This window comes from Bradyrhizobium genosp. P (assembly GCF_049949265.1).
Lineage (GTDB): Bacteria > Pseudomonadota > Alphaproteobacteria > Rhizobiales > Xanthobacteraceae > Bradyrhizobium.
Genome location: NZ_CP188195.1, coordinates 9,323,488 through 9,339,105 on the forward strand (window position 1 = coordinate 9,323,488; position 15,618 = coordinate 9,339,105).

A 15,618-nucleotide genomic window follows, 5' to 3' on the forward strand; every position below is an offset into this window, starting at 1 on the left:
ACCATGTCCGTCATCGCGATCGTGACATCGAACAAGACGACCTATGATTCGTTGCATGGCATCCTGCTGATGGTCGGCGCCGAGCTCGATCGCCTTGGACATGAGGTGCGGATGCTCAATCTGCAGGCGCCCGAGACGCCGGCCCGGCTCAACGCCCTGTTGCCGCGACGCGCCGAGACGATGGCGATCGGCTTTTCCGGGATTGGGCTCGAACTCTACACCAATGAGCAGAAGCTGTTCTGGGACGAGGCCAAGATCCCCTGCTTCACCTGGTTTTGCGACCACCCGTCCTATTTCGCGCGGCGCCACGGGCTCGAGAGTCCCTTTCTCGCCCACGGCTATGTGTTTCCGGACCATGCCGCCTTCAACCGCGATCATCTGCAGGCCAATGGCGCCGTCTTCGCGGCCCATATCGGCATTCCCGATCCGGGTTTCTTCGGCGGCCTGCCGCCGGAGAAGCGCAATGGCCGGCTGGTGTTCGCCAAGTCGGGCTGGAATCCGGCAGAGCTGGAACGCTCCTACCGCAAGGCGTTGCCGCCAAAGCTGTTCACTATCCTGTTCGATGCGATTGCAGAGGCGCGCGGCAAGACCTGCGGCGCGTTTCCCGAGATCATCGTCCGGGTTGCCGCCGAGCATATGATTTACCTGACGCCCGGCCGCGACATCTTCAATGCGATCCTGACCCGGCTCGATAATTACACACGGGCGGTGCGCAGCCGCGAGGTCGGTGCGGTGCTGCTCGACTATCCCGTCGATTTCATCGGCGGCGGCTGGGATGATCTGGCGGGCACGGCGCGGCACGCCCGCATCCTCGGCGCGATGCCGTTCGACGCAATGCGTGCGGGCCTCGGCAGCTATCTCGCGGCCGTCTCGCTCAATCCCAATGTCGACCTGTCGGTGCATGACCGGGTGTTCTTCGCGCTCGGCGCCGGCACCGTGCCGGTGTTCGACGCCAACAGCTTCACGGCAACTCACATGCCGCATCTCGCCCGCTTCGGCTTCGGTCAGGACCGGGACGCCGCCAGCGTCGCGGCCGCCGTAGAGGCCGTGCTGGCCGATCCTGCCGCGGCGCAAGCGGCAACCGCTGCAACGTTTGACGAGCTCTATCCGCGGTTCTCGATGAGCCGGTCGGTGCAGGATATCCACGACATCACGATGAACATGACGGGTATCGCCGGGGCAAGGCTGCTGCCCGCGGAGCCGGCGCCCCCCAACGTCTGGGCACCGACAGCAAGGAAGGCAGTCGCCTGAGGCGAGCCCTGCCATTTCCATGGCTGGCTCGCGCCGACTGAGGTAGCATACGGCCCATCACGTCTGATCAGGGCCGGCATGAATCGACGCGGGTTTGTTTCTGGATTGGCCGTTGCCGCGACGCTTGCTGGTTTCACGTCGGCATTCGCCGCGGCCGATGGCAGGCGCGTCGCGCTGGTGATCGGCAACGGCGCCTACCGCAGCGTACCGGCGCTGCCCAATCCGCCCAGGGATGCCGGCGACGTTGCCGCAGCGTTGAGACGCCTCGGCTTCGCGGTCACGCTGATCGCCAACGGCACTTTCGACGAGATGCGGCGCGGCCTGATCGCGCTCGGGCACGACGCCGCCGGCGCCGACATGGCGGCGGTGTATTTCGCCGGCCACGGCATGGAGATCAATGGCGAGAACTGGCTGATCCCGGTCGATGCCGAATTGAAGCGCGACACCGACGCGGCGAATGAAGCGATCAGCCTGCAAAGCGTGATGCTGCAGGTCGCTGATACCACAAGCCTCGGCCTCGTCGTCCTCGACGCCTGCCGCAACAATCCGTTCGCCGCCAAGATGAACCGGGCGCTGGCGACGCGCGCGGCGGTAAGCGGCGGGCTCGGCCGCATCGAGCCGGTCGGCAATGTGCTGGTCGCCTATGCCGCACGCGACGGCACCACCGCGCTCGACGGCGACGGCCACAACAGCCCGTTCACCGCGGCACTGCTGCGCAATATCGAGACGCCAGGCGTCGAGGTCACCTTCATGTTCCGCAACGTCCGTGACGACGTGATGGAGGCAACGCGCAACGAGCAGCAGCCCTTCGTCTACGGCTCGCTCTCGCGCAAGGCGATCTATCTGGCCGGCCTGCCGCCGCCAGGTACGACGCCGGCGAATGCCATGCCCGCGGTCGCTGCTCCGGCATCACCGATGGCGGTAACGGCGGCCACGGCAATCGATCCCGCGCTGGTCGGCACCTGGGAGATCATGGTGCCGAGCGGCCGCAACCAGTCGCGCTGGGTCCGGCGCATCATGAGCGACGGCAGCTATAGATTCCACGCCGAAGGCGGCCGCGCCGTGCAGCCTCATGAGGGCACGATCACCGCCGCGAACGGCCACTGGACGCTCCACCCGCTCAAGGGGCTGCCGAAGGATTACCGTGACGGCGGGTCGTACGAAATCCACGACACCATTGCCGTGATCACGGGGAAGTTGGGAACGGGGTATTGGAAGCGGAGTGTGGAGTGAGGCGAAGAGCGCGAGCAGATCACAGGACCGCTTCAACTAGCCCGAGGTTCTTTGCTTCCTGCGCTTCCAGGTACCAGTTTGCCGGGGCTTTTTGCAGGACTTCGTCCAGCGTTACGTTCGACCCGAGGACGAGGTTCTGAAAGCCCTCGTTCTGGATCGCGATTGAGCACTCGATTTCATTCAGGGTCGCCTTGACGACCGCGATGCACGTCGTGAGGGGGCCGTCGATGACAAGGCTCTTCGACAGCTTGCGCTCGTGGATCATGAGCCGCGTTCCACGCGTCAAATAGCGGTTCTGCCGCGCGAAGAAACTCATGAACGTCGTGCCGGCCGAATAGATCGCGGCCTTGCCGAGGAAGACGAACCGCCGCTGCGGCTCCGTTTCGCTCGCGAAACGAACATCTTCGCCCATCATCCTGGCAACTTCCGGGTCGCCGCCCAAGGTCGAGAGTTCAATGACGACGATGTTCTTTTCCGAGGCGTTGTCGAACTGGGTCCTGAATTTCGTGTACATCTCGTAGTCGACCACACCAGACAGTGCGATCGCCGGCGATTTGAAGGCTGTTGCGGGCAATGTTTCGAGTTCCATCGGATATCCCTTCTGCGAGCCTGTCGCCGGCTCCATGCAGTTGCCGTGCCGAGATCATGGCGATGCTCCGGCGATCTCACTTGGCCGACAGCGGTTCGGCGATGCTCTCGAGCGATTTGCCTTCGGCGTCGATGCCGAATTTGAGTTCGGCGAGTGCCGCCAGCAGCAGCAACAGTGACGCCACTGCATAACCCGCGCAGACGCGCCAACTGGAGCCGGACTCGATCAGCCATCCGAACAAAGCGGGCGCGATGCTGCCGCCAATCGCGGTGCCAAGCGCGTAAAAGCAGGCGATCGCCAGTGCGCGGGTCTCGAGCGGAAAGATCTCGCTTGCGGTCAGATATGCCGAGCTCGCGGCTGCGGACGCGAAGAAGAAAATCGCGCACCAGGCGATGGTCTGAGTTACGGGCGTGAGCAGGCCATAGCCGAACATCGCCGCGGTTGCTGCGAGCAAGATCCCGCTCACGGCAAACGTGCCGGCGATCATTTTCTTGCGGCCGATCGTGTCGAACCATGTGCCGAGGAGCAGCGGCCCGCAGAAATTGCCCACCGCGAGCGGCAACACGTAAAAGCCGACCTGCTGGCTCGGCACCTGGTAGAAATGCACCAGGATCAGTCCAAATGTGAAGAACACGGCGTTGTAGAGGAAGGATTGCGCGACCATCAGGGTCAAAGCGAGGAGACTGCGCTCGCGATATTTGCCGAGCATCGCCGAGAACACCAGACCGAGGCCGAACGAGCGGCGCGGATGCACGGTCAATTGCTGATCGACCGGTGAGAGCGCGCCGCCATGCGATTGCTCGACGCGCCCCTCGATCTCCTTGACGGTTTTTTCGGCTTCGTCGCCGCGGCAATGCGTGACCAGCCAGCGGGGGCTTTCCGGAACGAACCGCCGCAGCAGAAGGATCGCGGTTCCGAGCACGGCGCCGATGCCGAAGCCGAGCCGCCACCCGACGTCAGGCGGAAAAAGGCGCGTATCCAGCAAACGGGGCGCCGCCAGCGCGCCAAAGGCGGCGCCGAGCCAGAAGCTTCCATTGACGATGAGATCGACCCGCCCGCGGTATTTCGCGGGAATGAGTTCGTCGATGGCGGAGTTCACCGCGGCGTATTCACCGCCGATGCCAACGCCCGTGACCATTCGGAATATCGCGAAGCTTCAGAAGTTCCAGGCGAAAGCGCTCAGCAGAACGCCGCCGAGATAGATCAGCAGCGTGACATAGAAAACCAGCCGGCGGCCATAGCGGTCGGTGATCCAGCCGAACACCAGCGCGCCGGCGACGGCGCCGACGACATAGCAGGACGCAATCGAACCGAGATCGGCGCTGGACAGACGCAAGGTATCCTGGCTCTGCAACGCAGGTCCGAGCGAACCGACAATGGTGACTTCGAGACCGTCAAGGATCCAGGTGATCCCAAGACCCAGAACGACGAGCAGGTGAAAGCGGCTCCATGGCAGCCGGTCGAGGCGAAACGGAATGTCGGTTTTGACGACGTCGCCTTCCTGGTGTGAGCCGTTCATCAACCGTCATTCCCGCGGTGATCCCTCTCTCAAAAGGAGCTGCCACCGCTCGCGCCCCCGGACGGCAACGCGGTCGAACGCCGAAGGTTCGCATGTTCGGCAGACGAGAACCGCGATCAGCCCTCGCGCCGCGTCGCGGCGCGGATTTCCGAGGGCGATGCGCCAAAGTGCCGGCGAAAGGTGCGGTTGAAGTAAGACAGATCGCCGAACCCGGCTTCATACGCGATGGCGCTGATGCTGCGATCGCTGCGGCGTGGATCGATCAAGAGACGATGGCTGCGCGCCAGCCGCTGGCCGAGCACGAATTGCGAGAATGTCGATTCCTCGCCCGCGAACAGCCGCTGGATGTGACGCGGCGTGATCTGCTGGCGCCGCGCCAGGGCGGTCAGGCTGAGATTGGCCTCGCCGATTCTCTGGCGGATATCGGCCTTGACGGCGTCGAGCCGCGCCGCGGCCAGTCCACGGTCATCAGCGACAGCCGTCGCGTCCCTGACAGCGCCGATCACCAGTGCGACGAGATCAACCACATGGGTGACGAAGAGATGCTGCAACCCGGTAACAGCCAATCGATAGGCGCTATCGATTTCCCCGGCATAGTGTGTGAGCAGCCGCAGCGCTTCACTGGCACGTGGCAGCGGGCGCATCAGCAAATCCTCGGGGTTGCGCACCAACGCCGCGAGCGCCTTGCGCGGCACCCGCAGCGTGATGATGCGCGACGGCGAGGGATAGGTGATGTGACCCACCTCCGCGCTCGAGGTCAGCAGCGCATCACCGGCGCCGAGCGTGATCTCCCGGCCCATCTGCGACACCAGCAGATCGCCGCTGGTGGCGATCACCAGCGTGAGATCATCGACGCCGTCGAGCAGTTCGCGTGGCCTGGCAATGCGCAAGCCAGCGAATGCCGAGTGTCCGATCGCCAGTCCAGACAGCGAACGCACGGTCGTCTCGCAATGATAGGGGTCGTCGGCCAGCGGCGCCGGGTCGAGCCGCATGGCGCCGCGTCCGAGTTCCTCCCGAAATATCGCCAAACGATCCCGCTTGGGCAGATCTGCGGTAGAGAACCGAAAGGTCGTGAAATCGGGGGACTGCGATGTCATTGGCTGATCCTGCCACAGCGACCTCGCTGCCCGCCATGTGCGGTTGATTTGTGGCAGCCCTGCTTGCATCGCGCGCCGCGCACGCCGCCCGACCCGGCTCCGATAACGAACGATCGACGTCGTGATCAGCCATCCTAGATATCGTGTCCGCGCTTTTTCATTTCCGCGCGCATGCTGTCGAGGACTTCCTGGGAAAGTTTGGAGGCCCAGGTACTAGCCTAGACCATGCTCTCGTCGAGCACCTTAGGCTCCTCGGCAATCGCTTTTTGGCCAAGCGGACTCTGATAGAAGGCCAGCAGCTGCCTTAATTCCTGCTCGGTGAAATGGCTGGCATAATTGCGCGCTGCGGCATCGACCATATCATTCAGGCGCGGCTGGTACTGCTTCTCCAAATTATGCGCGATCTCGCCGAGATCCTTCTCAAACATGAAATTAGTCTGCAGGAAGAAGTCCCGGGCCTTGCTGATCACACCGGGGATAATCGGCTGGAACGAATCCTTGACGTGCTTGAGATCGAGAATCTGCTTTGCCAACAAGATGGCGGCCGGAGACGGCCGGTTCCCCGACGTCGCGTCCCTCTGCGCTGCGGCCGGTCGAACCATACCGACCAACGCTAGCGCGATCAGCATGGCCGAGGCATAACGCGTCATGATCAGGCGGGCGGACATAGGCGCACTCCCTGTTTGGGCTTGATATCAGGACCGTTCGATGGGGCGAACCCGTCCGGGCCCGCCGCAATAGCAGTCCGGGCAGCCGTCGTATTCGTCGATGTTGGTCATGAGCGCCCCCAGCCGAATTTCGTCCGTTATTGCGGGCCGATGCTGGACGGTGGGCGGAAGCAACGCGGCGCGCCCCCCTCCTGCCCCGCGAAGCTATGGCGCCGCTTGACCCGGTTTGCCATCAATTCGTGGAATCAAGCGCCCGTTGGCACTATGGGTACCGGACCATATCCCGTGGCAAATATTCTGGGCATAGATGACGATCGATCAAATGCCGTTGCGCGATCAGATCAAGCGAGAGCTTGGGAACCTGTTTTCGCTGGACGCCCGGCTTGTCGACGAGCTCGAATGCAGTCTTTCCGTCCTGCTCGCGATCGTATTTGCGCATGTGCTGGGCGCCACCAACGCGTCGTGGGCCGCCTACTCAGGCTATATGGTCATGCGCGGGCATGTCGCGGAGAGCACCCTGCGAGGGGTATTGCGGATCCTCGGAACCTGCGCGGGCGCCGGGCTGGCGATCACCCTGGCACCCCTGGTTATCGATCATCTCGCCGGCCAGGTTCTTGCGAGCGTGATCGTCGGCGGTACGACGCTTTACGCAGCGCTGACCGCCAGGCGGGCCTATGCATGGCTTTTCGTCGGCCTCACCTTTGAGATGATCCTGCTCGACAAAATTCAACATCCGGACCTCGCGGTGACCGCATTTGCCCTCACTCGGGTGGTCGAGGTTGTGGCCGGGACATCGGCTTGCGTCATCGTGAGCGCGCTGTCGACCTTGACCGCGCGCCGCCGCTGGCCGGCGCCTCCGCAGACCGCGGCTGCGCAGTTCGGTTGGCATCCCGACGCTGCCCGCCACGCCGCGCAAGGCGCCGTCGCTCTCGGCCTGTTGCCGTGCCTCGCGCTTTTTCGACTCCCGGAGCCGGCGCAGAGCAGCATCACCATCATGGCCGTCATGCTGGTCCCGGTCGCGACCGTCGGACGTAGCGGCCTCGTTCCGGTCAGTCGTCGTATGATCTATCGAACGGTGGGCTGCGTGGCAGGCGGTCTGTTCGCGGCCCTCATTCTGTTGGCATCACACGGCCATGCCGCGATCCTGATCCTGAGCACTTTCGTCGGCGTCATCCTCGGCCGTCACATCGAGAACGGAGGCACGGCGATTGCCTATTCGGGCACACAGTTTGTTCTGGTCATGCTCGTCGTGCTGGTGCCAGACAGCTACGCCCACCCACGGATCGACCCCGCCCTGGAACGATTGGCCGGCATCCTGATGGGGCTGGTCGTGCTGGAACCGGTCTTGTTGGCCTGGCACCTCATTGCGCGGCGCGGGGAACCCTCACCTGAGAAGGCCTTGCCGGCGAGCGAGGGAGAATGATCTTGCCGGTGGAGACCGCACCGAAGTGATTCCAAAAAAACGGAAGTCAGGTGACAGTGCACGAAGTGACTACGGCAACAGGTGGTCGCGCCTTGCTGTACCTTTTCGTGCACTGTCACCGTAACTTGGGCGACGGCACCCACAAATTCCACGCCGAGGGCGGCTCGGCGCGACCGCATGAGGGCACGGTGAACTTCGCGAACGGCCACTGGGCGCTGCACGCGCTCAAGGGGCTGCCGGGAGATTACCGGGACGGCGGATCCTACGAAGTCCACGACACCGTCGCGGTGATCACCGGCAAGCTCGGAACGGGCTATTGGAGACGTGAGGGTGGGCGCCCACCCTTCAACCGGCTACAGCGGCTTCATGAGATCGGCCGCGGTCGCGCCTTCCGGCGCGATATAGATCGCGAGCAGCGTCGCCGACACCGTTGGGCTCGGATTCCACGACACCCGATGCACGGCGCCGACCGGCTCCCACCACGCGTCGCCGGCCTTGTAGGTCTGCGCCGGACCGTCGCCGACCTGTGAGGCGGTCGAGCCTGATACGACGAACGCCATCACGCCGTTGGCATGCGCATGCACGGGCGAGCCGGTGCCCGGAGGATAGACCACTTCCACGAGCGTGGTCTCGCGCTTCGGATCGCCGGGCAGCGGCTGCTTGATCACCTGGCGCCTGCTCGATTGGCTCGCGGCCCTCGCTGCGTCCTGACCCTGATCATCATCGGCACGATGTTCGCCCGCAGCATCCTGACCGCCGAATTGTCGCGTAGCACCGCGATCAATCGCTAGGGCATGATCATGGGCCTCAACCAGTCGCTGATGTCCGGCGCCAACATCAGCGCGCCGCTCATCAGCGGCGCACTGATCGGCCACCAGCTGTGCGTGACCTGCGCGGCATGCGTAACAGGATGGTCACGCCATCATCATTCCGCTTTCACATCGCCGTCGTGCTCGCAGCGGTATTGAAGAACCCCTAACCTGAGGGAGGATCACCAATGAATCAATTTGGCAAGCTCACGACCGCAGTATTGCTCGGCTCGACCGCACTCAGCATGGCCGCGCGCGCCGACGATGACGACCATCGCGGCATCCAACATGTGCTTCTGATCAGCGTCGACGGCATGCACGAGGTCGACCTGCAGCGTTACGTCAAAGGTCACCCGGCATCGGCTTTCACCAAGCTGCTGCGGCACGGTGTGCATTACACCAATGCGCACACCTCCCATCCGTCGGATTCCTTTCCGGGACTCCTGGCGTTCATGACCGGCGCCTCGCCGAAGACGCATGGCATCTTTTACGACGACTCCTATGACCACACCCTGTATCCGCCCGGAAGCAACTGCGTGGGCAACGCGGGCACCGAAGCCACGTACTTCGAAGCGCTTGACTACGATCTGACCAAGCTCGACGGCGGTGGCCCGGCGAATTCCGACCACATCAATCCGGCGAACCTGCCGCTGCGCAAGGTCGGCAGCGCGTGCCAGCGGGTCTATCCGCACGCGTACCTGAAGAACGACACCACGACCATCATGGAAGTCATCCATGAGGCCGGCCTGCGCACGGCCTGGTCGGACAAGCACCCGGCCTATGAGATCATCAGCGGCCCCTCCGGCACGGGCCTCGATGAGCTCTATGCGCCCGAGATCAATTCAACGAGCGTGCTTGCCACCGCACCCCAGTTGATCCCGACGCCTCAGGCAAGCGACGATTGGACCGTAAACCCGGTCTACACCCGCTACTATGACAATCTGAAGGTCACCGCGGTCCTGAACTGGATCAAGGGCCTCGACCACACCGGGACGAAGTCGGTCGGCGTGCCGGCGATCCTGGGCATGAACTTCCAGGCCGTCAGCGTCGGACAGAAGGTCACGGCTGATGGCTACACCGATGCGGTCGGTACACCGAGCGCGCAGCTCGAAGCGTCGCTCGACTTCGTCGACAGCTCGCTTGGCCAGATGCTTACGCAGCTGGACCAGCAGCATCTTACGAAGAATACCCTGGTGATCGTCGGCGCGAAGCATGGCCAGTCGCCGATTGACGTGACCCAGCTTCACATGCTGAAGGGCAGCACCAATCCGAGGGTGCTGGCGGGCAATGCCGACGTTACCGACCCGGCCGACCTCTTAACCGCCGGCGGCGTCAAGGTCGCGCAGGAGACTGCCGACGACATCTCGCTGATCTGGTTGGCCGATCAGACCCAGGCCACGAAAGCCGTCAGCATCCTCGAGAACGACAAGGTTCTCCTGAACCACGCCCGGATCGAGAAGATCTATGCCGGCGACGAGCTGAAGGACAAATTCGGCGACCCGGCCCAGGGCCGCACGCCCGACATCATCATCCAGCCGATCCATGGCACGATCTACAGCGGCAGCGCGGCGAAGGTCGCCGAGCATGGCGGCCTCACCGACGACGACACCCACGTCCTGCTGGTCGTCGCCAATCCAGGCTTCGAAGGCGCTGCGGTTGACGACAAGGTCGAGAACAAGCAGGTCGCACCGACGATCCTGCGCGCACTCCACCTCGACGCCAACAAGCTGAAGGGCGCCCGTGCCGAGCACACCACCGCCCTGCCCGGTTTCGACCATTAAGGTCAGACGACTGCGATCAGGACCTATCGACGGCGCCCGATCCATTCGGGCGCCGTTTTTTTGCGTCATTCCGTGGAGGCGGCCAGAAGCGGAAATGGACCAGGCGGGTCGCCCGCATGAGCGAATCGATATGCAGTGACGGCACCAGCTTCAAACCCGGATGTTGCTTCGCTCATCCAGGCCACGCGCCAATCAAGGGTGCCGTGAAGTGAATGGTGCCCAGGGGCGGGATCGAACCACCGACACTGCGATTTTCAGTCTCGCCTTCTTCGTCTTCTTGAGTTGTCTCGACGTTGTTGCACTTGAAAACGTAACCATTTCTCCCCAACTCATTTGCTAGACTTTTCCTTCATTAGTTTTCGAGGTTGCACTACGGTTGCAACGGCAAGGTTGCCATGGACGCGATCTCATCCACGAATATCGTGAAGCGACGTCAACAGGTCGCTCGCTCAAAGCTCACGGAGCAGCGTATTGCGGCGCTGGCAAGGCCAGCGCGCGGCGTCGCATATACTTACGATACCGTTGCTCTGTCCCTCGCCGTGCGGGTCACCGCAGCGGGGGCCCGATCATTTGTGATCGTGAAGAAGATCAACGGGAGAACCCACCGCCTGACGCTGGGTCGCTTCCCGGGGCTGCTGCTCGACGATGCCAGACAAGCCGCACGCAGTGTCGCGGGTGAACTCGCACGGGGTGATGATCCCATCGCCTCGCGGAAAGCAGCGCGTGCACGAAAGATCACCCTGAACGACGTGTGGCCTTCCTACCTTGCCCATGTAAAGCAGCGAAATCGCACCTGGGCTCGCGATCAAGAGCGGTGGAAGAACCACGTTGGCCCGGCCCTCGGCCGCAAGGCACTCGTCGAAATAGCCCGCAGTGACTGCCAAGCTCTCCTTGACCGGGTCGGACAGGCCAGGCCTGTCGCGGCCAACAGGGTCGCCGCGTTCTTGTCGGCCATGTTGAATTTTGCCGTTCGATCCGACCGTTTGGCGATCAATCCCGCGAAGGGCTTAATTCGATTTCAAGAAAACTCTCGTGCCCGTATCTTGAAGTCCACTGAACTCGGCGATCTCCTGCGTGCGATCAAGGAGGAAGGCGAACCGTGGGCCGACGTTCTCATGATGCTGCTGTTCACCGGCGCCCGGCGCGGCAGCGTATTGAGCATGAGATGGGAAGACATCGATCTTGCCGCTGCGGTCTGGACTATACCGGCTAGTGTCGCGAAAAATAAGACGTCAACCCCATTACCTCTCACTGTACCTGCTATCACCCTTCTTCAACTGCGACGGCAACGCCGTGCCGCCGAACCGTGGGTTTTTCCGAGCCCCATCGGGGACCACCATCTGGTCGGTTTGCCGAAGGCGTGGGGGCGGGTCCTACGTCGAGCAAGTATCCACGATCTTCACATTCACGACCTCCGGCGTTCGGTCGGGACTGCGCTTGCGCGCGCCGGCGCAAGCCCACACATCATCGCAACTGGGTTGGGGCACCGTAGCATCGCCTCGGCGAGGGCCTACGTGCGACTAGCGGGCGAGGATGCACGGAGGGCACTAGGTGATGCGGTGGCCTCCCTTATAGCCGGGGAGCCCAGCAATGTATAAGTGGGGCGGACCTCCCGGCTGCGCATCGCTTCCGAAAGAGGTCGAGGAGGATTTGCGAACGCGAAGCGCAAACATCCTAGACCGCCATCGCTTGAGGGACAGGTTGGACATCGTTGAAGAGCTTGTGGATGAGATTTCGTGGGCCTTTGCAGGCAGTGGCCATGCGCTGAAGCGGACTGGTCGCGGTCGTCCCGTTGACGGCGCCGAGAAACTGTTGGCAGTCCGCGTTCCCGAAATTTTGAGGGGTCATGGGGTCCGCGGCAACTGGCTCGAAGGGGACGCGGGCGAAATCGGCATCGTTGCCGAACTCGAAGCGGTGGCCCAAGCTGCTCTTCGTCAGGCCCGAAAGGAACAACGGGAAACACACTCGCGCCCTGCCCGCACTAGTGAGGCGGGGAGGATACTAGGCAAAGTACACCGCAACGATCCGCCGCCGAAATTCGACCCAAATAATTAACGTAACAACGCCCGTTTCCTGATCGTGCTGTAAGCATCGTGGAGGTGATCCACGATGACAGATGCCAGCACTCACCAACGTTCCAGCGCTACAGCACGCCCTAGGTTGGCGGCACGCCCCCTGGACGAAATCTATCGGCTCCCCGCCAATGCCTTGCTCACGCCGGAGGAAACGGCGCTAGTCACTCGCCTGACCCCGTCAGCTCTATCCGTGCGGCGTTCGAAGGGTCAGTGGCCACCGTTCCTCAAGTTTGGGCGCTTGGTTCGCTACGGGCTGGGAGACTTGCTCACGCCCCCGAACAGAGGTGCGTGAGTGATGGGCGACCAGATCGCATCCGCGAGCACTACAGCGCAGCGGGGGGAATTTACCGCCACGGTAATCACCGGCCCGAAAGCCGGCGCGAAGCCGACCGCTGCACCAGAGCCCGTTGAGATGACGGGGGGTGGTGACGTCCCAGTTACCACCACGGTAACAATCGGCCCTGAGGCTAGCACGATACCCACCGCGGCAAGTGGCGACACCGGAGTTACCGCTCCAGTAACCAGCCCCCGGGAGGGAGCGTCGTCGACGGACGAAGAACCTGCCACCGGCAAAGACAAGCAGTTCATGAAGCGGGTTGTCGTCTGGCCGGGGCTGCAGGGTCCCGGCTGGATCAACCTGCATTGCAACTTCAGGAGCAGCGACCCAACGAAAAGTGGGGGAAAGCCGGTCGGTGTGACGGGATGGCCATTCAAGGACGTAGATGGCTTCATCAACCGTGCCCTCCGGATCGAGGGAGCCTCCCAATACTTTAACGTGTGGTATTGCACCGGACAGCAGCGGGAACACGGTGCTGTGAACGCGCGCGGCAATCCCAAGGCCAAGCGGGGAGCGAACAACACGACCGCCCTCAAGGCCATTTGGATCGACTGCGACGTGAAGCCCGACGACAAGACGGGAAAGCACTACACCTCCGACGCCAACGCCCTCACGGCCATCCTCGCCTTCCAAAAAAGGATGGGTCTCCCAGAGCCAAGCGCGATCGTACACTCAGGTGGGGGTTTTCACGTCTACTGGATCAGCGACCGGCCGATGGATGTCGCCGCATGGACCCTCTACGCAAACGGTCTCAAGGCTCTGCTCCTGCGAGAGGAGGTCAAGTGCGACACCGGCCTCACTACCGACTGCTGCCGTATCCTTCGCGTTCCGGGGACGCTCAACCACAAATATTCTCCGCCCCGGCTCGTCAAGCTCGTTCATCTTGGTCAGATGTACGACTTCGCTACCGCACTTGCGACCCTACACGGAGTAGCGCGGGTCAACTCAATCACGAAAGCCTCGTCCCCTTCTTTGGTTCCGGTGATCGAGCCGGGCCATGAGAGCGCGTTCGACAATGGACCCGCCCCCGCTTTCGCGTCGCTGCCTAGGGCTGACGATCTCGCCGCTGGCATCGAACCACGTAGCAGCCACCCGCTCGACCCTGGGCCGGTCTTCGAGAAGTGCGGGTTCATGCGCCATGCCAAGGACACCGGTGGCGTCGACTACGACCAGACCCTCTGGATGTACTCCGTGCTGTCGGCCACGTTTCTCGAAGGCGGCGAGGCCATCGCGCACCAGATATCCAGGGGCCATCAGGATTACACCCCTGCCGGCACGCAGGCTATGTACGAGCGCAAGCTGGCCGAACGCGCAGAACGGCGCATTGGCTGGCCTAGCTGCGCAACTATTCGCGGCGCGGGCTGCAAATCATGTGCTACCTGCCCATTTTTCGCGCTAGGCAAGTCGCCGCTTCACCTTACCGTGCCATTTACCGCCACGGTAAATCCTGGCTCGACGACGGCGGCGCCGGCAATCTGGTCGCGAGCCGATTTGAGGGTGACGTTCTCGAACATCCGCCACCGGCGCACCTTGTACGGCTATGACTTGGTCCGCGGCGAACTCACTGTCCTCGGGTCGCCAGGTGGCGGCGGCAAGTCGTCCTTGGCCATCGGCATGATGGTGTCGATCGCCGTCGGCAAGGAACTCCTGAAAGAAGAAATCCGGGGCCACGACCTCAAAGTCCTGATCATCAATGCCGAAGACAGCACCGAGGAAATTCGACGGCGCGTATGGGCTTTCTGCGTGGCCCACGGGGTCAGCGAACACGAGCTGGACCGCCTTTCCGTCGCCGGCGCCGATAATCCCTGCGTTCAAGGTCTCTCGCTGTTGCGCACCAACCTGAAGGGCCAATCCGAACTGGACGAGGCCGGCTTCTCCATGCTGAAGGACGCGCTTCAGGCTTTATCACCGGACGTCATCGTCCTCGACCCTCTCGTCGCCTTGTGCGCCGGCGGCAACATGAACGACAACTCCAGCATGTCGCTTGTGATGCGGGCACTCAAGCGCCTGGCGGGGGATTTCGACTGCGCAGCGCTGATCGTGCACCACACCCGGAAGGGCGGCGACGTCGGCAGCGCGGATGCCATCAGCGGCGCCGCGTCCATCGTCAACTTGGCACGGCGCGCCATCATGCCTGTCCCTCTGTCCGCTGAGGAAGCAGCGGCGCTCGGAATACTTCCGTCGCAGCGGGCATCTTATATCAAACTTGTCGACGCCAAGTCCAACCTCGTCCCCCGCAGCACCGATTTGCCTTTGTATCGCCTACGCAGCGTGGAGCTGCCAAACGCCGAACCTTCGATCTACCCTTTCGGAGACAATGTGCAGGCGATCGTTCGCGAGCTGCAGCCATCCCAGGCTGCTGGAGCCGGCTCAACAGATGATCAGAAAATACGGCAGGCAATCCTCGACCTCGTCAAGCGCGGCAAAACGATCGATGGCAAGGCCTACCCCTACAGCCCGAGCACCGCTGGCGCCGCCAACGAGCGCTGCATTATGGAGGACGCCGTCACCTCGGCGCAGGCCGTCACAGCTCCACGCCAATGGGTCCCCGGTGATCTCGAAGCACTGGTGAAGGCGATGATCAAGAACTTGCTGAAGGAAGGCGCTCTGGCGTCCCGTCCAATCGCGGGCTCCGGCCGATTTCGAAGAGCGCAGGGACTTCACACCGATCCCACGCTCGTAACTGACGGAGACGTCGATGCACCCGACACTCACCTTGTGGCCTGACTTGGCGGTCAATTGGTCAATTGCTGGTCAATGCATTGGCCAATCCCCCGCGGCAGTGGTGGTGGTCAATTGGCCCCCCTTTAGGGGGCCATTGATCACCTGCCGCCAT

General features: G+C 62.9%; 11 protein-coding genes, 1 tRNA gene and 1 pseudogene. 7 read left to right on the forward strand and 6 right to left on the reverse strand.

Going from position 1 to position 15,618, the window contains the following annotated elements:
* Positions 1-3 precede the first annotated feature (3 nt).
* Together ACP2YO_RS44810 and ACP2YO_RS44815 are read left to right on the forward strand one after the other, a co-directional pair.
* The gene (locus ACP2YO_RS44810) at positions 4-1,251 is read left to right on the forward strand and encodes a hypothetical protein (protein ID WP_426437523.1); all 1,248 of its coding nucleotides are present in this window, start codon (positions 4-6) and stop codon (positions 1,249-1,251) included.
* 78 nt (positions 1,252-1,329) lie between these two features.
* Positions 1,330-2,484, forward strand: coding sequence for a caspase family protein (locus ACP2YO_RS44815; RefSeq protein ID WP_426437524.1), 1,155 nt, complete (start codon positions 1,330-1,332; stop codon positions 2,482-2,484).
* A 19-nt stretch (positions 2,485-2,503) separates the two neighbouring features.
* Here the strand turns inward: ACP2YO_RS44815 and ACP2YO_RS44820 are convergent, their stop codons facing one another.
* The 4 genes and pseudogenes from ACP2YO_RS44820 to ACP2YO_RS44835 form a co-directional block, all read right to left on the reverse strand.
* On the reverse strand, positions 2,504-3,013 hold the full coding sequence (locus ACP2YO_RS44820; protein WP_426437525.1) for a peptidase S14: 510 nt from the start codon (positions 3,011-3,013) through the stop codon (positions 2,504-2,506).
* A gap of 136 nt (positions 3,014-3,149) precedes the next feature.
* Positions 3,150-4,592 (reverse strand): annotated as a pseudogene (locus ACP2YO_RS44825) (MFS transporter).
* 116 nt (positions 4,593-4,708) lie between these two features.
* Positions 4,709-5,689 carry a helix-turn-helix domain-containing protein gene (locus ACP2YO_RS44830; protein WP_426437526.1) on the reverse strand — a complete coding sequence of 327 codons (981 nt, stop codon included), beginning with the start codon at positions 5,687-5,689 and terminating at the stop codon, positions 4,709-4,711.
* A gap of 218 nt (positions 5,690-5,907) precedes the next feature.
* Positions 5,908-6,357 (reverse strand): DUF2059 domain-containing protein, encoded by a 450-nt coding sequence (locus ACP2YO_RS44835; protein WP_426437527.1) that lies wholly within the window; start codon positions 6,355-6,357, stop codon positions 5,908-5,910.
* Positions 6,358-6,685: 328 nt separating this feature from the next.
* Here ACP2YO_RS44835 and ACP2YO_RS44840 point away from each other — a divergent pair, with 328 nt between their 5' ends.
* Entirely contained in the window at positions 6,686-7,780 is a 1,095-nt protein-coding gene (locus ACP2YO_RS44840; protein WP_426437528.1) for an FUSC family protein, read from the forward strand.
* A gap of 353 nt (positions 7,781-8,133) precedes the next feature.
* Here the strand turns inward: ACP2YO_RS44840 and ACP2YO_RS44845 are convergent, their stop codons facing one another.
* The gene (locus ACP2YO_RS44845; RefSeq protein WP_426437529.1) at positions 8,134-8,448 is read right to left on the reverse strand and encodes a cupin domain-containing protein; all 315 of its coding nucleotides are present in this window, start codon (positions 8,446-8,448) and stop codon (positions 8,134-8,136) included.
* A gap of 329 nt (positions 8,449-8,777) precedes the next feature.
* On the opposite strand from ACP2YO_RS44845, the gene ACP2YO_RS44850 reads away from it, so the two are divergent.
* Positions 8,778-10,370, forward strand: a complete 1,593-nt coding sequence (locus ACP2YO_RS44850; protein ID WP_426437530.1) for an alkaline phosphatase family protein — start codon at positions 8,778-8,780, stop codon at positions 10,368-10,370.
* Between the two features lie 213 nt (positions 10,371-10,583).
* Here the strand turns inward: ACP2YO_RS44850 and ACP2YO_RS44855 are convergent.
* Positions 10,584-10,680 (reverse strand) — tRNA-Phe (locus ACP2YO_RS44855).
* Between the two features lie 85 nt (positions 10,681-10,765).
* On the opposite strand from ACP2YO_RS44855, the gene ACP2YO_RS44860 reads away from it, so the two are divergent.
* The 3 genes from ACP2YO_RS44860 to ACP2YO_RS44870 all read left to right on the forward strand — a co-directional run bounded on the left by ACP2YO_RS44860 (position 10,766) and on the right by ACP2YO_RS44870 (position 15,509).
* Positions 10,766-11,968 carry a tyrosine-type recombinase/integrase gene (locus ACP2YO_RS44860; protein ID WP_426437531.1) on the forward strand — a complete coding sequence of 401 codons (1,203 nt, stop codon included), beginning with the start codon at positions 10,766-10,768 and terminating at the stop codon, positions 11,966-11,968.
* A 103-nt stretch (positions 11,969-12,071) separates the two neighbouring features.
* Positions 12,072-12,425 (forward strand): hypothetical protein, encoded by a 354-nt coding sequence (locus ACP2YO_RS44865; RefSeq protein WP_426437532.1) that lies wholly within the window; start codon positions 12,072-12,074, stop codon positions 12,423-12,425.
* 315 nt (positions 12,426-12,740) lie between these two features.
* Positions 12,741-15,509, forward strand: a complete 2,769-nt coding sequence (locus ACP2YO_RS44870; RefSeq protein ID WP_426437533.1) for an AAA family ATPase — start codon at positions 12,741-12,743, stop codon at positions 15,507-15,509.
* Positions 15,510-15,618: the final 109 nt, after the last annotated feature.

What these genes read in the sequence shown, in the direction of transcription:
- ACP2YO_RS44810 (WP_426437523.1), top strand. Translation starts at nt 4, where the DNA reads ATGTCCGTCATCGCGATCGTGACATCGAACAAGACGACCTATGATTCG.
- ACP2YO_RS44815 (WP_426437524.1), top strand. Translation starts at nt 1,330, where the DNA reads ATGAATCGACGCGGGTTTGTTTCTGGATTGGCCGTTGCCGCGACGCTT.
- ACP2YO_RS44830 (WP_426437526.1), bottom strand. Translation starts at nt 5,689, where the DNA reads ATGACATCGCAGTCCCCCGATTTCACGACCTTTCGGTTCTCTACCGCA.
- ACP2YO_RS44835 (WP_426437527.1), bottom strand. Translation starts at nt 6,357, where the DNA reads ATGTCCGCCCGCCTGATCATGACGCGTTATGCCTCGGCCATGCTGATC.
- ACP2YO_RS44850 (WP_426437530.1), top strand. Translation starts at nt 8,778, where the DNA reads ATGAATCAATTTGGCAAGCTCACGACCGCAGTATTGCTCGGCTCGACC.
- ACP2YO_RS44860 (WP_426437531.1), top strand. Translation starts at nt 10,766, where the DNA reads ATGGACGCGATCTCATCCACGAATATCGTGAAGCGACGTCAACAGGTC.
- ACP2YO_RS44870 (WP_426437533.1), top strand. Translation starts at nt 12,741, where the DNA reads ATGGGCGACCAGATCGCATCCGCGAGCACTACAGCGCAGCGGGGGGAA.